This is a genomic window from Rhizobium sp. NPDC092011 (assembly GCF_044756305.1).
Taxonomy (GTDB): Bacteria; Pseudomonadota; Alphaproteobacteria; order Rhizobiales; family Rhizobiaceae; genus Rhizobium.
Genome location: NZ_JBIVSO010000001.1, coordinates 1,453,169 through 1,476,307 on the forward strand (window position 1 = coordinate 1,453,169; position 23,139 = coordinate 1,476,307).

A 23,139-nucleotide genomic window follows, 5' to 3' on the forward strand; every position below is an offset into this window, starting at 1 on the left:
TCAAATCTCCGCACGTTCGAAGGTGACGTCGCAAGCGCCGTTGCGGCGGATGACGCCGCAGGCGGCCGCAAACTGCTCGCGCTCTTCTGCACGCACCTGCGCGACGACACTGCCGGCGAGCCAGCCGATCGGGAAAAGCAGGCGAGCGCCCTGTCCGTAGAACAGGCCGATATCGAAGATCGCATCGGGATTGCCGCCCCACATGCGTGGTGGCACATAGCTCAGCACAATGTCGCCCGGCTGCGGTGTCAGCGTCGCATTCTCGGCCGGCAAAGCGGCGGCGTAGGCGGCGTCCTTCAGGTGCGCCGGCGGGATCGGGCAGGAGATTTCCGGGCCGGTCCACATGGCATGGATGCCGCCGACAAGGCGCTGTTCGCTAAGATAGTTCCAGAGAAATGCGGCATTGTCTGGCGCCTTCGCGTCCAGTAGCGGCGCAAAGACGCTGAGGCCGGAACGTGGTTCGGTAATCTTGATGGCGCGTTGGCTCATGCGGAAATGCCCTTCTTGGCTTCTGCTTCCAGTTTGCTGCGCAGGAAGGTGAAGGGCCGGCTGATATCTGCGACGAGCGCATCGCGGGCTTCCTTGGCGTCCTGCGCGGCCATCGCCTTGACGATGGTGCGGTGATAATGGGCGGTGTCGACTTCGCCGGCGTCGGAGAAGGCGTAGATGGCGACACGGATACAGGGACCGGACTGCAGCCACAGGCTCTCGATCATCGGGATCAGCACGGCCGAACCGCAAGCGCGGTAGATCTCGAAATGGAAAGCCTGGTTGAGCGTCACCTCGCGGTCGACGTCCTTCTTTTGCTTCAGCGCGCGCATCTCGTCCCATTCGCCGAGCATGCTCTCGATGGTGGCGATCTGGCGTGAAGTCATGCGAGTGGCCGCGAGAGCTATGGCTTCACCCTCGATGAGGATGCGGGCACGCAGAAGATCGTCCATGCGCTCGAGCGTGATTGGCGGCACGCGAACCGATCGATTGGGGAGGGCCTCCAGCGCCTTTTCGGTAATCAGCCGGCCGAGTGCTTCACGCACCGGCATCGTGCTTGTCATCAGAGCATCGGCAAGGCCACGGATCGTCAGCACCTGGCTCGGTTCGAACAGGCCGCCGATCAGCGCGCGGCGCAGCTCGGAATAGACGCGGTCCTGTACCGTTTCGCGGCCCACGGGCGCAAGCTGTGCGGCAATCGGATCGCTCTTGTCGGCGGTGGCCTTTTGCATTCGAAATCCCTTTTTTCGGCTTGCAGAGTGGATTAAAGCTGATTAGCGTGATCAATGCAAGTGTGATCACAAATCAAATAATCAGGGAGCGGCAGCGACCGTCTTCCGGCCAGAGGGATCTCATGAGTACGACAAGTGAACGGCATGGGGAGGAAACCCGGCCCGTTCTGAGCGCAAAGAATGTGGTGCGCCGCTTTGGCGGCATCACCGCCGTCGGCGATGTCTCGTTCGATGTGCGGCAAGGCGAAATTCTGGGCTTGATCGGCCCGAATGGCGCCGGCAAGACGACGATGTTCGATCTATTGGCCGGCAGCGTCGCGCCGAGCAGCGGCGAGATCGTCTTGAATGGTGCAGTTGTTGCGGGCGAGGCAGCCCATCGGCGGATCGGTCGCGGGCTTGGCCGCACGTTCCAGATTCCGCGCCCTTTCCCCAATCTGACGCTCCTCGACAATGTCATGCTGGCTGCCCAGGATCAGGCTGGCGAGCGCCTGCTGTCCAATTTCCTGCGGCCGTGGAAAGTGGCCGAGCAGGAAAAGGCCGCCTATGCCAAGGCAATGGAGCTGCTCGATCTCGTTCATTTGACGCGCCTGGCCCATGAGCCGGCAAGAGTGCTGTCCGGCGGGCAGCGCAAGTTGCTGGAGCTTGCCCGCGTGATGATGGCCGATCCGGCCCTCATTCTGCTCGATGAGCCCGCCGCCGGCGTCAACGCCACGCTTCTCGAGACCATCATCGACCGCATCCGCGACATCAATCAGCGCGGCGTCACGTTTCTGTTGATCGAGCACAATATCGATATGGTGACACGCCTCTGTCATCGCGTGCTTGTCATGGCGAGCGGCCAGCTGCTCTGCGAGGGCACGCCGGAAGAGGTGGCCCGTGATCCACGCGTCATCGAAGCCTATCTGGGAGGCGCAGCATGAGCGAACCTGTCCTCATCGTTCGCGATCTCGTCGCCGGTTATGAACCGGGCGTGCCGATCGTTCGCGGCGCTTCGATTGCCGTCGCCGAAAAGGAGATCGTCGTCGTTCTCGGTCCGAACGGCGCCGGAAAATCGAGCTTCATCAAGGCGATCGCCGGTCTTGTTCCGGTTGAAAGCGGCGCGGTGCAGTTGGCTGGCAGAGATATCACCCGCGCGCCGGCGCATAATATGGTGCGGCTCGGTCTTGCCTTCGTGCCGCAGACGGAGAATGTCTTCCCGCTGATGTCCGTCGAGGACAATCTGAAGGTGGCAGGAGGCATTCTGAAGCCGAAGGAGGTTCCCGTCCGCATCGAAGAGATGTACGCGACCTTTCCGGATCTCGCCCGCCATCGCCGCATCGCTGCCGGCAATCTTTCCGGCGGACAACGTCAGATGCTGGCCGTTGCGCGCGCGCTCATCGTTCACCCCAAGCTTCTTGTTCTCGATGAACCATCGGCCGGCCTGTCGCCGAAATTCGTCTCGATGGTCTTCGACATGTTGACCGAGATCCGCAAATCGGGCGTCACCATTCTGCTGGTCGAGCAAAATGCCAAGGCGGCGCTTGCCATCGGCGATCGCGCCTATGTGCTTGTCGAAGGCAAGGACAGGCATGAGGGCGTAGCCTCCGAACTCTGGAACGACCCCGTCGTCGCGGAGCTCTATCTCGGCCAGAGACCTGCGGCCCCTAGAACAGGAGGTGCGGCATGAACCTGCAATTCATCGTCGACGGATTGCTGACGGGGTCCATGATCGGACTTGGCGCCATCGGCGTGACGCTGACCTATTCAATTCTGCGCTTCTCGAATTTCGCCCATGGCGATTTCATGGCCTGGGGAACCTATGCGACGCTTGCCGTCGTCAGTGCGATCGGTGCGATCTTCGGGAAGGTTGCGCCAATCGGCCCGCTCTCCTTCGGCTGGCCGCTGATTGTCGCGGTTATCGCCGCAATGGGTTTTACCGGCGTTCTTGCTCTTGCGCTTGATAAAGTCCTGTTCTCCAGGCTGAGGGCCAAGGGTCAGTCGATCATCGTCGTCATGGCGAGCTTCGGTGCTTCCATGGCGCTGCGCAGTCTGTTGGAATTCTTCTTCACGTCGCGGCCAGCCTATTTCAGTCGTGCCATCCAGATCGCCATGCCTGTCGGTTTCGGTATTCGCATCACGCCCGATCAGATCGCGCTGCTGATCATCACGGCACTTCTCGTCCTGGGCGTGCATCTTCTGATGACCAGAACGCAGACGGGCCGCTCCATGCAGGCACTCAGCCAGAACCCGGCGCTTGCCCGCGTCGTCGGCATCGATGTCGCCAGGGTCGTGCGCGTCACCTGGCTGATCGGTGGAGGGCTCGCATGTGTTGCTGGTGTCATGATCGGCATTCTCGTGCAGATCCGCCCGCTGATGGGCTTCGACATGCTGCTGCCGATGTTTGCCGCCGCCATTCTCGGCGGGATCGGCAGCGTGCCGGGCGCAGTTCTCGGCGGCCTGATCATCGGTCTTGCAGAAGCGGCTGCAGTTCAGCTTGTCGGGGCGGAATGGCGCGCTGCCATCTCCTTCATCATCCTGATGGCGGTGCTGTTCATTCGGCCGATCGGCCTTTTCGGAGTGAGAGAGCGATGATGGATATTGTTGGCTACGGCGCTTTCTTCCTGACCACGGCGCTGATCTTTTCCTTCATCACGCTCGGCCTGAACCTGCAGTGGGGGCTGACGGGCCTCTTCAATGTCGGTCTCGCCGGCTTCGTCGCCATTGGCGCCTATACGTCAGCTTTGTTGACGACGCCGGATACCGCCGGTCGCTTCGGCGGATTCGATCTGCCAATCCTCGTCGGTTGGCTTGGAGCGATGGTGGTCGCCGGTATTGCCGCGGCCATCATCGGCGTGGCGACGCTGCGTTTGAAATCGGATTATCTGGCGATAACGACCTTCGGTGTGGCTGTGGTCGTTCAGCTTGTGGCGCTGAATGCGCAAAGGCTGACGGGCGGTCCGTTCGGTATCGGCTTCATTCCGCGCCCGTTCTCCAGCCTTGCCGAGACACCGTTGCTCTTCAACTTCGCCAACCTCGGCGTCGTGGTTGCCGTGCTGTTGATTGCATATTTTGCGCTCGAGCATTTGGCGCGCAGCCCCTGGGGACGCGTTCTGAAAGCTTTGCGTGAAGATGAGCGCGCCGCCGTCTCACTCGGCAAGAGTGCGCGCTTCTATCGCGTTCAGGCTTTCGCCGTCGGCGGTGCGATCATGGGGCTGGCCGGCGCCATACAGGCGCATTTCATCGGCTTTATCGCGCCGGACAACTATCTTCCGATCCTGACCTTTCAGGTCTGGGTCATGCTCATCGTCGGTGGCTCCGGCAGCAACAAGGGAGCCATCATCGGTAGCGTCGCGGTCTGGGCAATCTGGGCAGGCTCCGGCGCGCTGACGAGCGCACTCTTCTCTCCTGAACAGCAGGCTCGCGCCGCCTCGCTGCAGATCGTGGCAATCGGCGTCATGCTTTGCGTAATTCTGCTGGTGCGCCCGGGTGGAATTTTGGGTGATGGGCCTCGCCGCCGGCCGCCGGCGCAGCAATCATCGTCAATGGTGGACGAAGGCCGCACCCCTTGAGGTTGCCGTCTGATAGGGGGAGCAGTCCGCATCCGCACGCGTGAGGGAGTGGATCGAACATTGACGGCGGAGGTGCATATGATACTGGAAGATATGGACAACCTACACACCGCCAAGTTTGAGATTATTCTCGCCATTCGATGAATGGTGGGTAGGATTTCTGTTGTCCAAATAAAGCAACCCGCCCTCAGGCGGGTTTTCTTTTTTCCGTCTCGTGGGCTTTCCCGGAGTCGGAAATGTCAGATCAGGAATTCGATAGCGTCCCTCAGGTTACCAATCGCGCGGTTTTGCACATGGTGTGCGGAAAGATTGCTGCTGGAAAATCCACCCTCACTGCCGAGCTGGGGCAAATGCCCTCCACCGTTGTTATCAGCGAGGATTTTTGGCTCAGCCGTCTGTTCAGTCCCGAAATGAAGGATGTTGGAGACTACATCCGCTGCTCGCGGCGACTGCGCGAGGCGGTCGGTCCCCACGTTCAGGATCTGCTCCGTGCTGGGGTATCTGTCGTGCTGGATTTTCCGGCGAACACGGTCGCGATGCGAGCTTGGATGAGGACGCTTTTCGAGGCAGCCGATGCCGATCACCGCCTGCATTTCCTCGATGTGCCTGACGATGTCTGCAAGGCGCGTCTTCGTGCCCGCAATGCAGCCGGAACGCATGACTTCGCAGCCTCGGATGCCGAATTCGAGCAGATCTCCAGCTATTTCGTGCCGCCAACGAAGACGGAGGGATTCAACGTCATCTCCAGGTCGGCTTGAGATGTCGCCGCCCTATCGAAGTCGGGCCGTGCCGGGGTCGCGCCCGACCTCGGCGCCCGACAAACAAAGGCACAAAGCCGCCGATGCGGATGCGAGCTAACCTTTGACCGCGCCAGCGGTCATCGAGCCCGACAATTGCCGGTACATCACGAGGCCGAGGAGCGCGGGGGGTAGGGCTCCGATTATCATGACGGCGGAAGCCATGCCCCATTGCACGCCGCCGCCGCTTGCAGCGAAGAAGAACGAGGCTCCGACCGTCATGGGAACGGCTTGATTGGTCGTCAGCATCAATCCGAAGAGGAACTCGTTCCAGGCGGTGATGAAGCCAAAGATGAAAGTGGTCACGAGCGCCGGCTGCACGACCGGCCTGATAACCTGGAGCATGATCTGGAAGACGCTGGCGCCATCGACCATGGCTGCCTCGTCGAGTTCCGTCGGTATGTCATTGATGGCATTGACCAGCATGACCAGTGCAAGCGGTATGTTGACGATCGTCAGGATGAGCCCAAGGCCGATCCGCGTGTCCAGCAGGCCGAGCCATTGATACATCATGTAAAGCGGGATCGCGAAAACGATGAGGGGTACGGCGCGGAGATTGATGACGAGAGGAAGCAGAAGCTTCTGCCCCGTCTCGCTACGCGTGATGACATAGGCCGCAGGGAAGGAGAGCAGGATTGCGAGCGCCGTGCCGATAAGAGCGGCCGCGGTGCTGTTGGCAAGGTAAAGGAAGATGTTGAACCGCTCGGTATCCGTGAAGACCCTGACATAGTTGTCCAGCGTCGGCTGCTCGATCCACAGGCCGGGATTGCTGGAAATCTCCCGTGCCGTCTTGAACGATGTGATGAGCGTCACGATGATCGGGAAGTTCATGGCAAGCACGACGACGCCATAGACGATCCAGCGGAGTGATTTCAGCATCTATCTCTTCCTCCGGGCGCCCAGCCAGTTCAGACCATAAAGGACCAGGAGCGAGGTGATGAACAGGACGACGGAAGCGGCAACCGCCTTGCCGATGGCACCCTCCTTGAAGAAGGCCTGATAGATGTAGATCGAAAGCGAGGTGGTGGAGCCGCCCGCGCCGCTTCCTGTCAAGGCATAGACATTGTCGAAAACGCGGAAGCCATCGATGAAGCGGATGAAGAAGGCAACGACGAGTGTCGGAACCATCAGCGGCAGATCGATGCGCCAAAGCCGCTGCAGACCGGTCGCGCCGTCGAGCGCCGCCGCCTCATGCACGTCTGCCGGGATGGCGATATAGGCGACGTAAAAGAGCAGGAAGGCAAACGGCGTCCATTGCAGCACTTCGATGACGATGAGTGTGCGAAAGGCATTGGTGTAGTCGAGGAACGCCGGACTGTCGCCGAACCATTCGAACAGGTAATAGGGAACAGGTCCGGCAAATTCGTGCAGCACGAGCCGGTACATCAGGCCGACCATGGCGGGAGCCACCATCAACGGCAGCATGAGCGGCGCCATCAGCACAGGCCGGACCGAAAGCAGCGGCCTCAGGAAAATCGCCAGAAAAAGGCCGAGCAGGCACTCGCTGACGGCGGTGATGATGCCGAAGCGCAACGAGAACCATACCGACTGCCAGAAGGCCGGCTCCGTCAGCGCGATGACGTAGTTGCCAAATCCGCTGATCTGCGGGCTGCGCAATGTCTCGAATGAAACCGTCGAAACGGAATAGACAAGATTGAGGAGAGCCGGAAAGCCGAGAAACAGCAGCAGAAACCCGACAAGCGGTGTCAGGTAGAGCCTGCCTTCGGTGCGTTTTACAAGAGCCATATTGTCAGCCGCAGCGACCGGGTGCCCTGTTGCTGGCACCCGGTCTCTGTCCTTATTTCTTCAGGAGATCCTGCATGCCCGCCTTGGTGTGGGCAAGGGCGTCCTCGAGGCTCTGCTGGCCTGACCAGTAGCCGGTAAACTCCTTGGCCTGCAGTTCATAGACCGACAACGCCTTGGCGGAGGTGGCTCCGGTCATGACGTAGCCGTACTTGCTGGCGAACTCACCGAGCTTGACCAGATCCGGACGCTCCTTGGCTACCTTGGCGACGACGTCGGGCGTCAGAGCGGGCGATCCGCCAGCACGGGCATAGGCCAGAGCCGCATCCTCGGAAGAAAGCCACGTCAGGAACTTGATTGCACCTTCCTTGTTCTTGGCGTTCTTGTTCAGGCCGAGGCCAAGACCGTGAATATGGTCGGCGCGGCCGTTCGGACCGGCTGGAGGCGCGACGACGCCGGTAACGTCGGCGACGGCAGGAGACTTCTTCGGATCGGTGAGCTCGGCCGCGGCGGCATTCCACTGCAATGCGGTTGCCGCCTGCCCGGAGCTATAGGCCGCATTGGTTTCTGCATATTCGTAGCTTAGCGAATCCTTCGGCGAAGCACCGGCGTCATAGAGCGTCTTGTAGAGCTTCAGCGCCGTCTTGTAGGCATCCGAATCGATCGTGACGTTGCCGCTGGCATCCATCCAGTCGCCGCCATAGGAGCGCGGCAGGGATTGGAAGACCATCATGTTGAAGAGAAGGTTCTTCATCTGCAGCACGGTGCCGTAGCGGACCGGGCTCTGGCGGTTGACCTGCTTGCTGAAATAGAGCGAGGTGGCTGCCCAGTCGTCCCATGTCCAATCGTCAGGCTGCTTGGGCGCAAGCTCCTTGCCGAGGAATTTCTTCGAAATCTCGGCATATTTCGCCTTGGCCTCCGGATCGGCCATGAGCGCATCAACGAGATCCTTGCGATAGTACATGAAGTGCAGCGAAAGGTCGGTCGGCACGCCATATTGCTTGCCGTCGAATTGCATCGTCTTCAGGACGGTATCGCCAAATACCTTCGACGCGTCGGCATTGAGCTCGATCGGCTCCATATAGGGCGCATAGCGGCCGATCGAATAGGTCGCGACGAGATTGACGTCGAAGGCATTCGAGCCGGCTGCCATGTCGGCCTGCAGCTTGTCAAAGAAGCCGTCGCGGTTGAAGAACAGCAACTCGACCTTGTCGGCATCCGATGCCGTCTTGTTGTATAAATCTGTCGTGGCGCGCAGCGCGGTTTCCTCGGAGCCGCCTGGCCAACCGAGGACCACGACCTTGGCGTTTGCCAAACCTGGCAGGGCAGTTGCCGACAGCATCACGGCCAGCAGCGCAGACGATATATGCTTGAATTTCATCGTAGTTCCCTCTCTTTATCGTTGTTGATTGACGTATGCAGGCTTGTTTAGCGATGGCGTCCGGCCAGATCCGCGGCACCGATGATACCGGCTCGTGGGCCAAGGCTTGCGGCCACCAGATGCGGTGCGAGATGTAAAGGAAGCTCCGTCAACTGGGCTCGAACGGCTTCGAGGTAGCCAGGTGCCAGACCTATGCCACCGCCGATGACGATACGTTTTGGAGCAAACATCATCTGGATGTCTCGGCATAGGAAGGCAACACGAGAAGCCGATTGCGCGATGATGGCCTGTGCCCAGATCTCGCCACGGCGCGCCTGCTCGAATATTTCCGGCGCCTCGGCCGGGTGTCCAGCCGTAGCAGCTTCGGCCGCCATCCAACGGCCGGAAACAACATCTTCAAGCGGAGACTGACCCTGTGTCGGGGCACGAAGCAGGCCAAAGTGACCCGCAAGGCCGAGCAACGGGCGCCCATTGACGACAACGCCGCCGCCGATTCCGGTGGAAATTGTCAGAAACACCGTATCTTCATTGTTGCCGGCACCGAACCGGTACTCGCCCCAGGCCGCCGCTTGGGCATCGTTGACGGCGAAGGCCGGCTTGCCGAACAATCTGCTGGCCTGTGCAACCAGGGGATAGCCATCCGGGATCGTAAGGGTGGCGGGGTTAAGCGCAGACCAGCGCCCATCACGAATAAGTCCGGTCGCTGCAATGCCCACCTGCTCGAACCGACCCTTCCAGGCCGCTGCATGCTCGGCGATATCGGCCAACCAGGTATCGGGACCGGCCGCCCGGCTGGTCATGATCGTCGTTTCGGCCAGGACCTGCGTTCCGCGCACAAGTGCCGCAAGCGTCTTGGTGCCGCCGATATCGATCGCAAGGGTTGCCGTTTCCCTCTGTGAGAAGGCGGCGGAGACGGCATCGTGAAACCATGACGTCACATGTTCGGTCCGCGTGATCGCCGAACCGACGACGACGGCACCAGCGCCGGCATTGACCGCCTCCGCTGCCTGTTCGGGAGTGCGGATACGGCCCTCGGCGATCACGTAGGGGGTCAGTTGCCGCATGGCGGCGATGAGGGCGATATCCGGCTCCACCGGCTCCGGGCCGCCGACGTAACCGGACATGGTCGTGCCGACGAAATCGGCGCCGGCCGCAAGCGCGCGCTTGGCGTCTTCCAGGCAGGAGCAGTCTGCCATCGATAGCAAGCCGCGGGCCTTGATGGTGGCAAGCAGCACCTCGATCGTCGCAGGCCGTGGCCGGTCGGTTGCGTCGAAGGCAATGATGTCGGCGCCTGCGTCGGCCAGTGCCTCGACATCGGCGACGAAGGGAGTGATGCGGACCGGACTGTCATCGAGGTCGCGTTTGACGATGCCGATGATCGGTGCGTCGACGGCGGCTCTCACAGCGGCGACATAGGCCGCAGATTCGATACGTAGTGCCCGCGCTCCAGCGGCGAGGGCTGCCCGAGCGAAGCCGCTGACGAAAATGGCTTCATCCATGGCTCCGTCAGGAACCGGCTGACATGAGACGATGAGGCTTAGATTGAGATCTTCCTTACGCATTCGGCACCCCTTTTCGGAGTGTCACGATAGACGAAGGTTACCGGAAAGCAACCGGTTTTAAACTGGTATTATCGTTGGAGCTCGAAGACGAAGTCATAGACCTCGCCCTTGTAGCGCGTTTCGCAATATTCAACGATTTCGCCGTCGGCGAGAAAGCATCGCCGTTCCGTCGTCAGGATCGGCGCTCCGGGCTCGCAGCGCAGATGCAGAGCATCCTCAACGGAGGCGGCGCGTGCGCGCATTCTCTGAACCGCCCGTCTTGGTAGAAAGCCGCGCTGGGCGAGCGCATCATATAGGGAATCACCGACGGAAGAGGGCGAGGGGAGGAAGCGTACGGGCACGGCCGCGTGTTCGACGGCGATCGGGGCGCCATCTGCCGTTCGCACCCTGCGCATGCGCAGAACCTGTGCGTTTGCAGAGATGCCCAACGCCATCATTTCCGTCGGCGACGGGCGGCTTAACTGCTTGGAAAGCCATACGCAGCCCGGCTCCATTCCCCGTGCCCGCAAATCCTCGGAAAAGCTGGTCAGCGTCGACAGCGACTTCTCGACGCGATTGCCGATTTCGCTGCGTGCACCCTGCCGCCGGCTCAGCATGCCTTCCTCCTCCAGCATCGCCAGCGCCTTGCGAACGGTCACGCGCGATAGCGAAAGCGCCTCGGCTATGGACCGTTCGCCCGGTAGAGCCGAGCCGGATTTGAAAGCATTGCTGCGAACGGCGCTTTCGATCGCCGTCTTGAGCCTCTTGTAGAGAGGCATCTCCAGCGCGGCGGCGGTGAACTCGTTCCTGATCAGCTCAATAATATCGGTCGCCAAGATGCAACATCCTTCCATGAGGCGAGCATGGAGAAAATTTCATCCTGTTCGCTACTGGTATTATTCTGGCGAGCTTTTCGTGATCTGTCGAGAGAGGAAGAAATGGATGCCCCAAGGAGAAAGGGCCGGCTTTTGCGGCCCGGGGCTTATGATGCGATGGACCGGCGTTCCGGCAGCCTGGTCACGCTCGTCTTGCCGGCCACGCGCAGCGGGCTTTTGGCGGTGGTGGGGGTGATCACGGTTGTCTTGGCCTTGGTTACTCCAAGCCAGCGCAGAATCGCATCGAAGCCGGGCTGGGCGGCCCGTTTGACCTCCGGACTCATTTCGGCGTCCATGCCGCAGAGTGATGCGATTTCTTGAAAATCGATGCGCCCTGCGCGCAGTGGAGGACGCGACTGGAAGACGATGAGCCCGATCATGAAGCCCTTGAGATTTTCAAAACTGCGCGGCTGCAGCAGCGGCGCGAGCCTCAGATCACAAAAATCCGAGATCTTGCGTTGGAAAACATCGGAGGCAGAATTCTTCTTTACGGGCATTATTCATTCCTTGCATGCGACCTCATTCAAAGGCCGGGGTGTGGCCCGCTAAAGCACTGAGGTTAACGAAGCGCAAACAACCGACCGTTTGGCCGCTTTCAAATCTACGATGCGTCGATGTTTGGCAAGGGGAGAATGATCGCGCTTGGGTTCGAAACCGGCGGATGTCCGCGGCCCTGGCGCGATGCGGGGCAACTTCGACATTTGCGGGGCAAAACCATGAAAAAACTGCAACTTGCCTCTCGTGCCAATGAGAGCGACATTTGCCTTGCGCCGGATTTATGAGGTGAAAGACATGTCAGTCTTGGAAATGTTAGTTAGACGCCGGATGCAGGAAGAATATGCCAAGGGCACTTCGCCAGAGCGGATTACCCGGCTCCTGCAGGAGTTTCTCAACGGGACAGAAGCCTCCCAAGCAGATGCTGCCCCGCGCCAGGTGCCCAGTAACCGATAGAAATCAACAGATGGAATGATGGCCGGCCCTCGAGATTTTTTCGAGAGCCGGCCGTTTTATGGATGAGGCGGGAGACGGCAATTATGCCCTTTACTGCGCACTGCCAGGGGCCGACAGGTTTTTGACGGCGGTCAGGATTTTGTATGCCGCCTTGACCCGTTCGGGGATGGGGTAGTTCTTGTTTGCCAGCAATACGATGCCGATCTGCTGCGAGGGAATGAAGACGGTGTAGGTGCCGAAGCCGTTCGTCGACCCGGTCTTGTTGAGCAAGATGTCCTTTTTCTGATGTTGCGGCGTGTTGAGCGGCTCGGTCTTATGCGGCTCAAGGGCCATGTCGGATGAATTGCCGCCAAGCAGGCGGGCAAGGGTCGTCGGATAGGCGTAGGTCTCCCAGCCCAGAGCCTGGGTCATATTCCCCACAGTATAGTGGCCCACATGGGTTTCAGCGATCGCGCGCTGCAGGCTTCCGTCTTTGAGCTTCGAACTATCCATATTGATTTCGAGGACGCTGAGCATATCGGAGGCCGTGGTCTTGATGCCGTATGCCTGAGCATCAAGAGCGCCGGGGCCAACGCGCATGGGTTTGCCCTGCTTTGAATAGCCATAGGCATAATTGCGCATCTCAGCGGCCGGGACGTGAACATAGGTATGTTCGAGGCCGAGGCCGACAAGGATCTTGTCCTGCATCAGCGTGTCGAACGGCTCGCCCATGGCTCGTGCGGCCAGATAGCCAAACAGGCCGATGCTGGGGTTGGAATATTGCCGATAGCTGCCGGGCGCGTAGGAGGGGTGCCAGTTGCGATAATAGGCGACTATCTTGTCCTGATCGGACACCTCGTTCGGGAACTGCAGAGGCAGGCCACCGGCGGTATAGGTGCCGAGATCAAGCAGGCTGATCTTGTCGAAGCTGCTTCCGGCAAGTTCAGGCATATATTTCGTCGCCTTGTCCGAGAAGGACAGCTTTCCGCTTACCTGCGCGTAAGAAGCCAGCGCTGCGGTAAAGGTCTTGCTGACGGAGCCGATCTCGAAAATCGTATCGTTCGTTATTTTCTGACCGGTTTCCTTTGAGGCGACGCCGTAGTTGAACACATGACGTTCGCCCTTGATGCTGATCGCGAGGGCCACGCCGGGAATGTCGTTTTCCTTCATGAGTGGGCGGATGGCTGCATCGACGACCTGCCGGAGGCGATCTTCATTGTTAGCGCCTGCGGCATGGGCCGCAACGCCGTAGCTAAGGCAGCAGGCGGCAATGCCGAGCTTCCGCAACGGAATGAAATGCATGTTCAAGATGATGTCCTTATTTTAGGAGCCGCCGGTACTGACGACGCGGCAGAGAGATGATTTGGACGGCAACGCCAGGCCGGGATTGCCGTCCTCCGATATGCGGGGTTCAGATCGCTGCCGCGATGCGGCCGATCTCGGCGATGACGGCGTTGCGTTCGTCAGAGCTTATTCCAGGTATCTCGCAATAGGCCGTGACGATGATGGGTGCACGGTTCGATGGCCACAGCACCGCGATATCGTTGGCGTTGCCGAACTTGTCATCGTTCGTTCCCGTCTTGTCGCCGGCCAGCCAATTCTTCGGAAGACCTGCACGCAGGCGCGCGTCGCCCGTCTTCGTCATGATCAACCATGCCGCCAGCTGCGATCGCGACGCCGGCGATAAGACATCCGTGAACAGGAGACGCCGCAGGTTCTCCAGCATGGCAGCAGCCGTCGTCGTGTCGCGCTCGTCGCCCGGTGAATCGTGATAGTTCAATTCCGGCTCTATACGGTCGAGATGTGTGATTTCGTCGCCGAGGCTGCGGCAGAATGCGGTCAACGCCTTCGGGCCGCCGGAGCTGGCAAGCAGGAGGTTTGCTGCCGCGTTGTCGCTGAGTGTGATGGCGGCTACACAGAGTTCAGCGACGGTCATGCCCGTGTCGCCAACATTCAGTTCAGTTGCCGGCGAGTTACTCACGAGATCGCTTTTCGTATAGCGAATACGCCGATCCAGTCTTTCTTCGCCCTTATCGACACGCGCCAACACCAGAGCCGCCAGAAGCGCCTTGAACGTGCTGCACATCAGGATGCGCTCGCCGGCGCGATGCTCGACGCGCTTGCCGCTTGCCATGTCGAGAATGCTGACGCAGAGGCGCCCGGGATGCTTGCTTTCGAGTGCCGCAAGCTGCGCTTCACCGGAGTTATCGTCCGCCGCGTGTCCAACTCCGCTAATCCCCGCCAAAACGGGGAGCGCGAGCAAGCCGCCGGCAAGGCTCTGCCGGCGCGACAATAAGATCGTCATCGTGGTTCCAATTCGATTTTTGTTGAGCAGAGGGCTGGTACGTCAGGCTCCGTAGACGTCGTTGAGACCCTGCAAATCACCTTGCGAGGCGGACTATGCCGTTGCTTCGTGCCCTAGACAAACGATCAATTTTGGGCTTAGGCATGAGAAAAACTTGGGCTTAGGACACAATGGACATCTCACAGCTTCCGCTGAATGCGCTGCGCGTCTTTGAAGCCTCGGCGCGCCATTGCAGCTTCACGCGGGCGGGTCTGGAGCTTCGCGTCACGCAGACCGCCGTCAGCCATCAGGTCAAGGCGCTGGAGGACGTGCTGGGAGTGACGCTCTTCAAGCGCCTGCCACGCGGCCTGGCGCTGACCGACGAGGGGCACGCGCTGTTGCCGGTGCTGACCGACGCCTTTCGCCGCATGAGCGCGACGCTCAGCCAGCTGGAGGAGGGAAATTTTGCCGAGATCCTGACGGTCGGCGTCGTCGGCACTTTCGCCATCGGCTGGCTCCTGCCGAGGCTTGGCAGCTTCAAGGCGCAGCATCCGCACATCGACCTGCGCTTGAAGACCAATAACAACCGGGCCGACATGGTGCTCGACGGACTGGATTTCTTCATGCGCTTCGGCGATGGCGCCTGGCACGGAACCGAGGCCATTCACTTGATGGACGCGCCGCTGTCGCCGGTTTGCACGCCTGCCATGGGCGAGCGGTTGCGCATCCCTACGGATCTTGCCGAACTTGAATTGCTACGATCATACCGGATCGACGAATGGGCGCTGTGGTTCAGGGCAGCAGGCTTGCCGCCTCCTCATCTTCGAGGCTGGATGTTCGATTCGTCGCTGACGCTGGTCGAGGCTGCTGCGCGCGGCGTCGGCGTCGCTCTCGTTCCCGTTGCGATGTTTTCCCACGACATCGAGGCCGGGCGAATCATGCAGCCATTCCGAATCACCGCTATGACCGGAAGCTATTGGCTGACGCGACTGAAGTCGCGTGCGGAAACGGCGTCGATGAAGGCGTTCCGGCAGTGGGTTATCGCGGAAATTGAGGAGATGCCGGCGTAAGGTGAACAGCCGAAAGCGGCCCCGGACCTGTGTCCGGAGCCGTGCGATGCCAAATCCCTCAGCGGGCTCGGTTTCAAGTGGCTGGCGGCAGCCCTCAGCTGGCGAGCTTCAACCTGACGGCGCCCGTCCGGGAGCCCGAGCGGACTGTCTTGAAACGACCGACCAATCCGGCGAGCTCGTTGCTGATGTCAGCCAGATGGCGGGTCGAGGCATTGGTTTCTTCCATCAGCGCCACATTCTGCTGCGTCATCTGATCCATGTTGCGGACTGCCGAATTGATCTCGCTGATGCCGACGGCCTGCTCCTGCGTCGAGCGCGCGATGGCGCCGACGTTGCGATCGATGGAGGCCACCTGGTTGCCAATGAGTTCCAATGCTTCGCCAGTGCGGTTGACAAGTTCGACGCCGCGACGGACGTCGTTGGACGAGCGGTCGATCAGGTCCTTGATCTGCTTTGCTGCAGTGGCGGAGCGCTGGGCGAGTTCACGAACTTCCTGGGCAACGACGGCAAAGCCTTTGCCCTGCTCGCCGGCTCTTGCTGCCTCGACGCCGGCATTCAGCGCCAGAAGATTGGTCTGGAAGGCAATATCATCGATGACGGAGATAATGTCGGTCATCTTGCGCGATGAGGTTTCGATATCGTCCATGGCCGAGACCGCCTCTTGAACGACCTGCCGCGACCGTTCGGCTTCGGAGGCCGATTCCTTGACGATTGCCTGTACTTCGCGGGTTCGCTCGGCCGTCTGCTCCGAGATGGTGGTAATCTGCTCGATGGCGGCTGCACTTTCCTCAAGCGCAGATGCCTGCTGTTCCGTGCGCCGCGCCATGTTGTCGGCGGCGGACGAGATCGAGCCGGCTTCGTCGCGAACGCGGGTCACTGAATCCTCGATATGCCGCATCGCCGTTCCGAGGGAAGTCAGCGATTCGTTATAGTTGCTCTTCAGGATCTCGAATTCGGCGGATAGAGCTTCGGTGATATCAGCCGTAAGATCGCCGTTTGCCAGGCCATTCAGGGCAACGCCGAGCGCGTTGAGCGCGCGTTGCTGCTCCTGCTGTGCTGCCGCCCGTTCGGTTTCCGCGCGGTCGCGTTCGTCGGCAAGCACCTGGAGATAGACGGAAATGCCGAAGTCCATGTCGACGAGGGCGGCCTTGAGGACGGCAGAGAGCCGCCGTGACAGAGCCTGCTCGTGCTTGCGCTGTAGCATCCCCTTGAGCTGTTGCGCGACGATTGCCCGCACCATGCCTTCGAGGATGACGGCATAACCGCCGATGTACCAACGCGGCTCGAGCCCGAGGCGCGCATGCGTCCGGCCAACGGCAGACACGGCATCCACATAGTCGGGGCTGTATTTGCCCGATGCGATGGTCTTCCAGTGTTCCTGCTGCTTGGATTTGGCATGCGCCACATGCTGCGGAGATGAAAAGAACTTCGCCATCTCCGGGTGCTTGGTAATCTTCTCGTAGAAGACATCAAGAGAACCTTTGACGGCAAGTTCGATAATCGGCTGCAACTCCGTCAAGGCCTGGCGAGCATCCTGGCCCAGTCCTACGAAGTCGAGACGATCATCCAACTCGTTCATTTTCGATGCACGCGACATGATCTGCTCCAATAAAGAAATTACAACCAGTTAGGCCACAGTCATGGTTAAGAATTCATTAGATTGACGGGTTATTTCGGGTGCTTGGACCTGCGCATTTCAGCGCACCCGCCGGCACGCTGGCAAGGTGGCGCATCATTGCTAGGGTTGGTTCGATCTGCTAAGTGCGATCCGCATCATCAATTCTTTCGCCGTGGAGCGTTTGGCATGGGAAGCCTAAAATCAGCAGATAGATAAGCCGCAACAGCTCACTTTGTTGTTGCGGCGTCCTGTCGATCCCATCCAGACCGAGACCGTAGGCAGTCGCCGCCCGATTTCTCCTTCGAGCGGATATATTCTTATGTCTTATGACCGCCCCTCATGGGCCTATTCGCTGTCGGCGGCATTGCTGCTGATGGCGCCCTTCGATGTCCTCGCCTCACTGGCCATGGATATCTATCTTCCAGTTGTACCGGCGATGCCGGGCATTTTGAACACGTCGCCTTCAGTGATCCAGCTGACGCTGAGCGGCTACATGATTATCCTCGGTGTCGGGCAGATCATCTTCGGCCCGATTTCGGATCGCATCGGCCGTCGTCCGGTGCTGCTTTTCGGCGCTGTTCTTTTCGCCGCCGCGTCCCTTGGCGCTGCATGCTCATCGACGGCCGGCACCTTCGTCTTCTGCCGCCTACTGCAGGCCAGCGGCGCATCGGCGGTGCTGGTCGCGACATTTGCAACGGTTCGCGACGTCTATGCCGATCGCGAGGAGGGCGTTGTCATCTACAGTGCCTTCGGTGCTATACTTTCGTTCGTGCCAGCTCTCGGACCGATCGTCGGGGCCGTCGTAGCCAACAGCTTTGGGTGGCGTGCGATCTTCGTGCTGCTCGCCTTGCTGACGCTGACGGCGGCGATCAATGCGACGGTTTGGTGGCACGAAACGCGGCCGCCCGTCTCCGTGAATTCGCGGCGATCAGTCTTGCCGATCTTCGCCAGTTTCCCCTTCTGGGTCTACACCTTGGCCTTCAGCGCCGTGATGGGGACGTTCTTCGTATTCTTCTCGATTGCGCCGCGTGTTTTGATTGGACATGCCGGCTATTCGGAGTTCGGCTTCAGCCTCGCCTTCGCGACCGTTGCCGGCGTGATGATTGTCACGACACGATTCGCGAGGCGCATGGTTGCAAGATGGGGCATCCCGGGTTGCGTGACGCGAGGCATGCTGATGCTCATCTGTGGCGCGGCACTTCTCGCCGTCGGCCAGGTCTTCGGGTCTCCGTCCTTTGCAAGCTTTCTGCTGCCGGTCTGGATCATGGCAGTCGGAATCGTGTTTGCTGCCTCTGTTACAGCCAACGGCGCCCTTGCGGAGTTCGGTGACACCGCTGGATCTGCAGTTGCATTCTATTCCTGCATCCAGAGCCTGATCGTGAGTATCGGGGGAACGTTGTCAGTCACCATTCTGGATGGCGACAGCGCCTGGCCGTTGGTGACCTATTCCACCACAATGGCATTGCTGGTGCTGGTCGCGCAGGTCCTGCTCAAGCGTCGCGAGCCGAAAACCCGATAGGGAGCCAGCGCATCTCTATCGCGATATATCCAAAAAGACTACCCGCAAAAAAATCAAGTTTCTGCGGGCAGTTACCAAGGTTTCCTGAGACGTAAATCCTGATTTCCAGGAGTGTTGCTTCAACGCCATCCAAGGGCAGGCGCGACATGCTTGAGGATCGCCTCGATCACATGCGCGTTGTACTCGACGCCCAGCTGATTGGGGACGGTCAGCAGCAAGGTGTCGGCGGCGGCAATCGCCTCGTCCTTCGCCAGTTCTTCAATCAACACATCTGGTTCGGCGGCATAGCTGCGACCAAAAATGGCCCGCGTCCTCTCGTCGATGAAGCCGACCTTGTCCGCATCCTTGCCGCTGCTGCCGAAGTAGGCACGATCGAGATCGTTGACCAGCGCGAAGATGCTGCGGCTGACGGACACCCGTGGCTCGCGCTTGTGGCCGGCCTCTTTCCACGCCTGGCGAAAGACCCGGATCTGATCGGCTTGCTGAACATGGAAAGGCAGGCCGGTCTCGTCGTCTTTCAGGGTGGAGCTCTGCAGATTCATGCCAAGCCTTGCCGCCCAGGTGGCGGTCGCATTGGAACTGGCGCCCCACCAGATCCGCTCGCGCAGGCCCTCCGAATGCGGCTCGAGACGCAACAGGCCGGGCGGATTTGGAAACATCGGCCGAGGATTGGGCTTGGCAAAGCCTTCGCCGCGCAGAATGTCGAGCAGCACTTCCGCGTGTCGCCTACCCATGTCTGCGTCGCTCTCGCCCTCGGTCGGCTCGTAACCGAAATGCCGCCAACCGTCGATGACCTGCTCAGGCGAGCCGCGGCTGATGCCGAGCTGCAGCCGCCCCCCGGCGATCAGATCGGCCGAACCGGCATCTTCAGCCATATAGAAGGGGTTCTCGTAGCGCATGTCGATAACGGCGGTGCCGATCTCGATGCGACTGGTCCTGGCGCCGACGGCCGCTAGCAGCGGAAACGGCGAGGCCAGCTGGCGCGCAAAGTGGTGCACGCGAAAATAGGCGCCATCAGCGCCAAGTTCTTCTGCTGCGACGGCAAGATCGATCGATTGCAGAAGCGTATCTGCGGCGGAGCGCGTTTGCGATTGGGGCGAGGGCGTCCAATGGCCGAATGAAAGGAATCCGATCTTCTTCATGGCGCCGCTCCATAATGTTTGGTTCGCTCGTCTCTATGTCATGGCACGATTTCGACGCGAGATACAAGCGGACTGGAGGTATCCCGACGGCGCATGCATTTCATCACAACGAAAAGAGCCCGCCATTGAGCGGGCTCCAAGAATGTCAGTCCGGGGCCGCTGCGCCGCAGTCCCGGGTTGAGGGGCATTACTTCGCAGGCTTGATGGAGCCGATGATATCGAGCACTTCCTGCTTGTGTTTGTCCTGATCGTCCTTGGAACCCCAGTAGGTCAGGATAAGCATTTTGTCTGGCGCTGGGGAAAGGACGCCGAGGGTGATGTTAACGGCTCCGTCATTGTCGGTGCCCTGCCAGTTCAGAAGCGTGAGCTTCATGCCGTTGACTTCGTTGCTGTCATCGTCCTTGCGGGTGCTGGCATCGACTTTGACGCCGTTCTTGGCGAGGAAATTGACTGCGTCGTCAGTAATCTTGTCGACGTTAGCATCGGTGGCGACATCCAGGGAAAAGTAGATGGCGGAGTCCGGCGAGGTCGAATCGATACCGGTTTCGGTTTCCTGCGGCTTCCAGCTATCAGGGATGCTCACGCTGGCAACCGGCGCGTCGCTCGGGAAGGCGATCGACTTGGCATTTGCAAGCATCGGGAATGCTGCCAGCGCAGCGGCGAGAAACACTATCTTTTTCATGGGGCCTCCAAATCGTCGATGGGTTGTGGTGGTGGATTGATTCCGTTGGGTGCACGGGCATGCACTATTGCCGGCCGCTATCATTGCGCCGGAAAAGTGGTCGCCGATCTCAGCCGCCCGAGGCGAGCTCGAAGTCCTCATCGAAAGATGACGTCTTGCCCGAGGTCATGTCGTGAAGCGTGTAGTGAAGTTTGTATTTTCCGGCGGATAGACCATCCAGGGTCAAGGTCATGTCGAAATTGAACTCCATGTTCTGCTTGTGGCTGACAAGGCGCGTATCCATGTAGCTCTGCTTGCTCCAGAGGACCTCACCGCTCGTGTCGACAATCTCGAGATCGGCCATCAGGTGCATTTCATAGAGGCCGCCGGGAAGCTGCTTCCAGCCATAGCCGATCGGCTCGACATAGGTGATGATTGGCTCTCCAGTCTTGAAGACATCAGAGCCGCGCGCTTTGTAGACACCGTAGGCGTTTGAGGACTCGGAGACGAAGGTCACGTTTTGTTGCGAAAAGGGAACCTTACCCCAGGCTTCGATGGTCGCCTTTTGCGCGGCCGCCAGATCTGCAACCAGATCTGCAAGAGGATCGGCATGGGCCGCGGTCGCAAGAGAGGCAGCGAGTATCAGTCCAAGGGCGCGTCGCATGATGCTCTTCGATCCATTTAGCTGGTCGTTGATGAAGGAGATGCTGCAAGGATGACGGGACAATGTCACTCGTCGATCGCGACAGTCGCATCTCCGGCCGCCTGCCTAGTTCGCCAGGGCGGAGCGAGATTTCGGCATTGGAATTAGGCCCTTACGAAAAGATAGGATGTCGTTCTTCTAGGTGTTTCGATGGGCGAGAGCCATAAATATTGCGCGGCGTGCCAGGTCCATTTTTGGGTCGAAACCTCGGCTTCGAGGCGAGGTATGGTGCTCCGTGACACATAAAGCGCCGTTGATACGAAATCGAGAACATCTCTAGGCTGAGCCCGGCCGGATTTCGGCACTGCGGAGGGCCTCGCATGCAAAACGGGGATGCCAGTCAGCGAGCGATTCGCGTCGAGAGAATGATGGATGACAAAGTTCGTTCGACGCCGTCGATCTTGCCGATTTCATCGATCAACTGATCCAGTTCGGAAATCGACGGCGCGGCGACGATCGCGATGAGGTCGAAGGAGCCGCTGACGGAATGAAGCGTCGTCACGGCATGAATGGCATCCAGCGAAGCCGTCACGGCAGATAGCGCTTTTGGCGCAATGGTAATCAGCACATGCGCGCGAATAAGACCGGAGAGATAGGTCTCCGAAAGCCGCACGCCGTATCCGGCGATGACGCCTTCGCGCTCCAGCCTCTCAAGCCTGGCCTGGACCGTCGTCCGGGAAAGAGAGAGTTTCTTGGCCAACGTCGCCACCGGCATGCGGGCATTTTCGCCCAACAATGCCAGCAACTCGCGGTCTTTCCCCGTTACCTGCATGGTCGTTCCTGCATTTTGTAAAACATGATCGTCATATTGCGCATTTTTATACAACGAAATGCGTTTTTTGTCGCTATGAATCGTTCAGTCACTGCCTACACTTATAAAAATCTTATTCATGAAACGCAGGGGAATAATATGAAAGACATAGTGGTCATCGGCGCAGGCAAAATCGGTGGAGCGATCGCTTTGATGCTTGCTGATACCGGCGATTACAAGGTCGTCGTCACCGACCGCAGTCCGGAGCAGCTTGCCAAGATCGACCGCCATGCCGCGATTTCTACCGCAGCCGTCGACATCACCGACCGGGCGGCCCTCGTAGGCGTTTTGACCGGGAAGTTTGCCGTTCTGTCGGCTGCTCCCTTCCATCTCACAGGTTTTGTCGCGGAAGCTGCTCTCGAAGCTGGCGTTCACTACCTCGATCTCACCGAAGACGTCGCCACGACGAAGAAGGTCGAGGAACTGGCCAAGGACGCGAAGACCGCGTTCATTCCGCAGTGCGGCCTGGCGCCGGGCTTCATCTCCATCGTTGCCAATGATCTCGCCAAGCGTTTCGACAGCCTCGACAGCGTGCGTATGCGCGTCGGCGCTCTGCCGCAATATCCGTCCAATGCTCTGAACTACAACCTGACCTGGAGCACGGACGGCCTGATCAACGAATATATCGAGCCGTGCGAAGCCATCGTCGAAGGCAAGTTCGTCACCGTTCCGGCCATGGAAGAGCGTGAGGAATTCTCCCTCGATGGCGTCACCTACGAGGCTTTCAACACCTCCGGCGGTCTCGGCACGCTTGCCAAGACGCTTGAAGGCCGCGTTCGCACCATGAACTATCGCACGATCCGCTATCCCGGCCATCAGGCGATCATCAAGGCGCTGCTCAACGACCTCAACCTCAAGAACCGCCGCGATGTTCTGAAGGATCTGTTCGAAAACGCGCTGCCGGCCACCATGCAGGATGTCGTCGTTATCTTTGTCACGGTCTGCGGTTGGCGCGATGGTCGCTACATGCAGGAAACCTATGCCAACAAGGTCTATTCGGGCATCGTTGCCGGCAAGAAGATGAGCGCCATTCAGATCACCACGGCTGCCGGCATCACGACCGTGCTCGATCTGCTTGCCAACGGAAAGCTTTCCGCCAAGGGCTTCGTTTGCCAGGAAGAAATCGATCTGGGCGACTTCCTCAACAACCGCTTCGGTCAGGTCTACAGCCTGGAAAAGATCAAGCTTAGAGAAGCAGTCTGAGCTAAGTCTTGCTTTCAGAATTTGCAGTGTGGCGCCTTGGGGCGCCACATTTGTTTTGAGGCAGGCTTACGGCTCTCGCTGTGAGATAAGCGC

The 23,139-nt window shown here is 59.7% G+C and carries 23 protein-coding genes; 8 read left to right on the forward strand and 15 right to left on the reverse strand.

Annotation, left to right across the window (positions count from 1 at the left end):
• On the reverse strand, positions 1–489 hold the full coding sequence (locus tag ACIQJ2_RS06665; protein ID WP_400668012.1) for a DUF3830 family protein: 489 nt from the start codon (positions 487–489) through the stop codon (positions 1–3).
• The gene (locus tag ACIQJ2_RS06670) at positions 486–1,220 is read right to left on the reverse strand and encodes a GntR family transcriptional regulator (protein WP_199144264.1); all 735 of its coding nucleotides are present in this window, start codon (positions 1,218–1,220) and stop codon (positions 486–488) included. The genes ACIQJ2_RS06665 and ACIQJ2_RS06670 overlap by 4 nt, the downstream gene beginning before the upstream one ends.
• Positions 1,221–1,342: 122 nt before the next feature.
• Here ACIQJ2_RS06670 and ACIQJ2_RS06675 point away from each other — a divergent pair, with 122 nt between their 5' ends.
• The 5 genes from ACIQJ2_RS06675 to ACIQJ2_RS06695 all read left to right on the forward strand — a co-directional run bounded on the left by ACIQJ2_RS06675 (position 1,343) and on the right by ACIQJ2_RS06695 (position 5,526).
• Complete coding sequence (locus tag ACIQJ2_RS06675; RefSeq protein WP_400668015.1) at positions 1,343–2,140, forward strand: ABC transporter ATP-binding protein; 798 nt, start codon at positions 1,343–1,345, stop codon at positions 2,138–2,140.
• Positions 2,137–2,886: an ABC transporter ATP-binding protein gene (locus tag ACIQJ2_RS06680; RefSeq protein ID WP_400668018.1), complete on the forward strand. Its 750-nt coding sequence runs from the start codon at positions 2,137–2,139 to the stop codon at positions 2,884–2,886. Before ACIQJ2_RS06675 ends, ACIQJ2_RS06680 begins: the two co-directional genes overlap by 4 nt.
• Positions 2,883–3,791, forward strand: coding sequence for a branched-chain amino acid ABC transporter permease (locus ACIQJ2_RS06685; RefSeq protein ID WP_199144256.1), 909 nt, complete (start codon positions 2,883–2,885; stop codon positions 3,789–3,791). The genes ACIQJ2_RS06680 and ACIQJ2_RS06685 overlap by 4 nt, the downstream gene beginning before the upstream one ends.
• Positions 3,788–4,768 (forward strand): branched-chain amino acid ABC transporter permease, encoded by a 981-nt coding sequence (locus ACIQJ2_RS06690; protein WP_400668021.1) that lies wholly within the window; start codon positions 3,788–3,790, stop codon positions 4,766–4,768. The genes ACIQJ2_RS06685 and ACIQJ2_RS06690 overlap by 4 nt, the downstream gene beginning before the upstream one ends.
• A gap of 236 nt (positions 4,769–5,004) precedes the next feature.
• Positions 5,005–5,526, forward strand: coding sequence for an AAA family ATPase (locus tag ACIQJ2_RS06695; RefSeq protein WP_400668024.1), 522 nt, complete (start codon positions 5,005–5,007; stop codon positions 5,524–5,526).
• Positions 5,527–5,622: 96 nt separating this feature from the next.
• On the opposite strand, the gene ACIQJ2_RS06700 is transcribed toward ACIQJ2_RS06695, so the two are convergent.
• From ACIQJ2_RS06700 to bla, 8 genes are all read right to left on the reverse strand, one after another.
• Positions 5,623–6,444, reverse strand: a complete 822-nt coding sequence (locus ACIQJ2_RS06700; RefSeq protein ID WP_400668027.1) for a carbohydrate ABC transporter permease — start codon at positions 6,442–6,444, stop codon at positions 5,623–5,625.
• Positions 6,445–7,311, reverse strand: a complete 867-nt coding sequence (locus ACIQJ2_RS06705; protein ID WP_400668030.1) for a carbohydrate ABC transporter permease — start codon at positions 7,309–7,311, stop codon at positions 6,445–6,447.
• Between the two features lie 52 nt (positions 7,312–7,363).
• Positions 7,364–8,689: an extracellular solute-binding protein gene (locus tag ACIQJ2_RS06710; protein ID WP_400668033.1), complete on the reverse strand. Its 1,326-nt coding sequence runs from the start codon at positions 8,687–8,689 to the stop codon at positions 7,364–7,366.
• A gap of 47 nt (positions 8,690–8,736) precedes the next feature.
• Positions 8,737–10,251 carry a putative N-acetylmannosamine-6-phosphate 2-epimerase gene (locus ACIQJ2_RS06715; protein ID WP_400668036.1) on the reverse strand — a complete coding sequence of 505 codons (1,515 nt, stop codon included), beginning with the start codon at positions 10,249–10,251 and terminating at the stop codon, positions 8,737–8,739.
• Between the two features lie 68 nt (positions 10,252–10,319).
• Positions 10,320–11,009, reverse strand: coding sequence for a GntR family transcriptional regulator (locus tag ACIQJ2_RS06720; protein WP_400668689.1), 690 nt, complete (start codon positions 11,007–11,009; stop codon positions 10,320–10,322).
• A 203-nt stretch (positions 11,010–11,212) separates the two neighbouring features.
• Positions 11,213–11,602, reverse strand: a complete 390-nt coding sequence (locus ACIQJ2_RS06725) for a hypothetical protein (RefSeq protein ID WP_400668038.1) — start codon at positions 11,600–11,602, stop codon at positions 11,213–11,215.
• 544 nt (positions 11,603–12,146) lie between these two features.
• Positions 12,147–13,337 (reverse strand): class C beta-lactamase, encoded by a 1,191-nt coding sequence (gene ampC, locus ACIQJ2_RS06730; RefSeq protein ID WP_400668692.1) that lies wholly within the window; start codon positions 13,335–13,337, stop codon positions 12,147–12,149.
• Positions 13,338–13,446: 109 nt separating this feature from the next.
• Complete coding sequence (gene bla, locus ACIQJ2_RS06735) at positions 13,447–14,340, reverse strand: class A beta-lactamase (protein WP_400668040.1); 894 nt, start codon at positions 14,338–14,340, stop codon at positions 13,447–13,449.
• Between the two features lie 170 nt (positions 14,341–14,510).
• Between bla and ACIQJ2_RS06740 the strand changes: the two genes are divergently transcribed.
• Positions 14,511–15,389 carry a LysR family transcriptional regulator gene (locus ACIQJ2_RS06740; protein ID WP_400668043.1) on the forward strand — a complete coding sequence of 293 codons (879 nt, stop codon included), beginning with the start codon at positions 14,511–14,513 and terminating at the stop codon, positions 15,387–15,389.
• 94 nt (positions 15,390–15,483) lie between these two features.
• Here the strand turns inward: ACIQJ2_RS06740 and ACIQJ2_RS06745 are convergent, their stop codons facing one another.
• Positions 15,484–16,986, reverse strand: coding sequence for a globin-coupled sensor protein (locus ACIQJ2_RS06745; RefSeq protein ID WP_199144240.1), 1,503 nt, complete (start codon positions 16,984–16,986; stop codon positions 15,484–15,486).
• Positions 16,987–17,326: 340 nt separating this feature from the next.
• Between ACIQJ2_RS06745 and cml the strand changes: the two genes are divergently transcribed.
• Positions 17,327–18,526 (forward strand): CmlA/FloR family chloramphenicol efflux MFS transporter, encoded by a 1,200-nt coding sequence (gene cml, locus ACIQJ2_RS06750; protein WP_400668049.1) that lies wholly within the window; start codon positions 17,327–17,329, stop codon positions 18,524–18,526.
• Positions 18,527–18,645: 119 nt separating this feature from the next.
• Here cml and ACIQJ2_RS06755 read toward each other — a convergent pair whose 3' ends face one another.
• The 4 genes from ACIQJ2_RS06755 to ACIQJ2_RS06770 all read right to left on the reverse strand — a co-directional run bounded on the left by ACIQJ2_RS06755 (position 18,646) and on the right by ACIQJ2_RS06770 (position 21,804).
• On the reverse strand, positions 18,646–19,668 hold the full coding sequence (locus tag ACIQJ2_RS06755; RefSeq protein WP_400668051.1) for an LLM class flavin-dependent oxidoreductase: 1,023 nt from the start codon (positions 19,666–19,668) through the stop codon (positions 18,646–18,648).
• Between the two features lie 187 nt (positions 19,669–19,855).
• On the reverse strand, positions 19,856–20,350 hold the full coding sequence (locus ACIQJ2_RS06760) for a histidine kinase (RefSeq protein WP_199144234.1): 495 nt from the start codon (positions 20,348–20,350) through the stop codon (positions 19,856–19,858).
• Positions 20,351–20,459: 109 nt separating this feature from the next.
• Complete coding sequence (locus ACIQJ2_RS06765) at positions 20,460–20,993, reverse strand: hypothetical protein (RefSeq protein ID WP_400668055.1); 534 nt, start codon at positions 20,991–20,993, stop codon at positions 20,460–20,462.
• A gap of 379 nt (positions 20,994–21,372) precedes the next feature.
• Entirely contained in the window at positions 21,373–21,804 is a 432-nt protein-coding gene (locus tag ACIQJ2_RS06770) for an Lrp/AsnC family transcriptional regulator (RefSeq protein WP_199144230.1), read from the reverse strand.
• 138 nt (positions 21,805–21,942) lie between these two features.
• Between ACIQJ2_RS06770 and ACIQJ2_RS06775 the strand changes: the two genes are divergently transcribed.
• Complete coding sequence (locus tag ACIQJ2_RS06775) at positions 21,943–23,046, forward strand: saccharopine dehydrogenase C-terminal domain-containing protein (protein WP_400668058.1); 1,104 nt, start codon at positions 21,943–21,945, stop codon at positions 23,044–23,046.
• Positions 23,047–23,139 lie beyond the last annotated feature (93 nt).

What these genes read in the sequence shown, in the direction of transcription:
- ACIQJ2_RS06665 (WP_400668012.1), bottom strand. Translation starts at nt 489, where the DNA reads ATGAGCCAACGCGCCATCAAGATTACCGAACCACGTTCCGGCCTCAGC.
- ACIQJ2_RS06670 (WP_199144264.1), bottom strand. Translation starts at nt 1,220, where the DNA reads ATGCAAAAGGCCACCGCCGACAAGAGCGATCCGATTGCCGCACAGCTT.
- ACIQJ2_RS06675 (WP_400668015.1), top strand. Translation starts at nt 1,343, where the DNA reads ATGAGTACGACAAGTGAACGGCATGGGGAGGAAACCCGGCCCGTTCTG.
- ACIQJ2_RS06680 (WP_400668018.1), top strand. Translation starts at nt 2,137, where the DNA reads ATGAGCGAACCTGTCCTCATCGTTCGCGATCTCGTCGCCGGTTATGAA.
- ACIQJ2_RS06685 (WP_199144256.1), top strand. Translation starts at nt 2,883, where the DNA reads ATGAACCTGCAATTCATCGTCGACGGATTGCTGACGGGGTCCATGATC.
- ACIQJ2_RS06690 (WP_400668021.1), top strand. Translation starts at nt 3,788, where the DNA reads ATGATGGATATTGTTGGCTACGGCGCTTTCTTCCTGACCACGGCGCTG.
- ACIQJ2_RS06695 (WP_400668024.1), top strand. Translation starts at nt 5,005, where the DNA reads ATGTCAGATCAGGAATTCGATAGCGTCCCTCAGGTTACCAATCGCGCG.
- ACIQJ2_RS06700 (WP_400668027.1), bottom strand. Translation starts at nt 6,444, where the DNA reads ATGCTGAAATCACTCCGCTGGATCGTCTATGGCGTCGTCGTGCTTGCC.
- ACIQJ2_RS06705 (WP_400668030.1), bottom strand. Translation starts at nt 7,311, where the DNA reads ATGGCTCTTGTAAAACGCACCGAAGGCAGGCTCTACCTGACACCGCTT.
- ACIQJ2_RS06710 (WP_400668033.1), bottom strand. Translation starts at nt 8,689, where the DNA reads ATGAAATTCAAGCATATATCGTCTGCGCTGCTGGCCGTGATGCTGTCG.
- ACIQJ2_RS06715 (WP_400668036.1), bottom strand. Translation starts at nt 10,251, where the DNA reads ATGCGTAAGGAAGATCTCAATCTAAGCCTCATCGTCTCATGTCAGCCG.
- ACIQJ2_RS06720 (WP_400668689.1), bottom strand. Translation starts at nt 11,009, where the DNA reads ATGCCTCTCTACAAGAGGCTCAAGACGGCGATCGAAAGCGCCGTTCGC.
- ACIQJ2_RS06725 (WP_400668038.1), bottom strand. Translation starts at nt 11,602, where the DNA reads ATGCCCGTAAAGAAGAATTCTGCCTCCGATGTTTTCCAACGCAAGATC.
- ampC (WP_400668692.1), bottom strand. Translation starts at nt 13,337, where the DNA reads ATGCATTTCATTCCGTTGCGGAAGCTCGGCATTGCCGCCTGCTGCCTT.
- bla (WP_400668040.1), bottom strand. Translation starts at nt 14,340, where the DNA reads ATGACGATCTTATTGTCGCGCCGGCAGAGCCTTGCCGGCGGCTTGCTC.
- ACIQJ2_RS06740 (WP_400668043.1), top strand. Translation starts at nt 14,511, where the DNA reads ATGGACATCTCACAGCTTCCGCTGAATGCGCTGCGCGTCTTTGAAGCC.
- ACIQJ2_RS06745 (WP_199144240.1), bottom strand. Translation starts at nt 16,986, where the DNA reads ATGTCGCGTGCATCGAAAATGAACGAGTTGGATGATCGTCTCGACTTC.
- cml (WP_400668049.1), top strand. Translation starts at nt 17,327, where the DNA reads ATGTCTTATGACCGCCCCTCATGGGCCTATTCGCTGTCGGCGGCATTG.
- ACIQJ2_RS06755 (WP_400668051.1), bottom strand. Translation starts at nt 19,668, where the DNA reads ATGAAGAAGATCGGATTCCTTTCATTCGGCCATTGGACGCCCTCGCCC.
- ACIQJ2_RS06760 (WP_199144234.1), bottom strand. Translation starts at nt 20,350, where the DNA reads ATGAAAAAGATAGTGTTTCTCGCCGCTGCGCTGGCAGCATTCCCGATG.
- ACIQJ2_RS06765 (WP_400668055.1), bottom strand. Translation starts at nt 20,993, where the DNA reads ATGCGACGCGCCCTTGGACTGATACTCGCTGCCTCTCTTGCGACCGCG.
- ACIQJ2_RS06770 (WP_199144230.1), bottom strand. Translation starts at nt 21,804, where the DNA reads ATGCAGGTAACGGGGAAAGACCGCGAGTTGCTGGCATTGTTGGGCGAA.
- ACIQJ2_RS06775 (WP_400668058.1), top strand. Translation starts at nt 21,943, where the DNA reads ATGAAAGACATAGTGGTCATCGGCGCAGGCAAAATCGGTGGAGCGATC.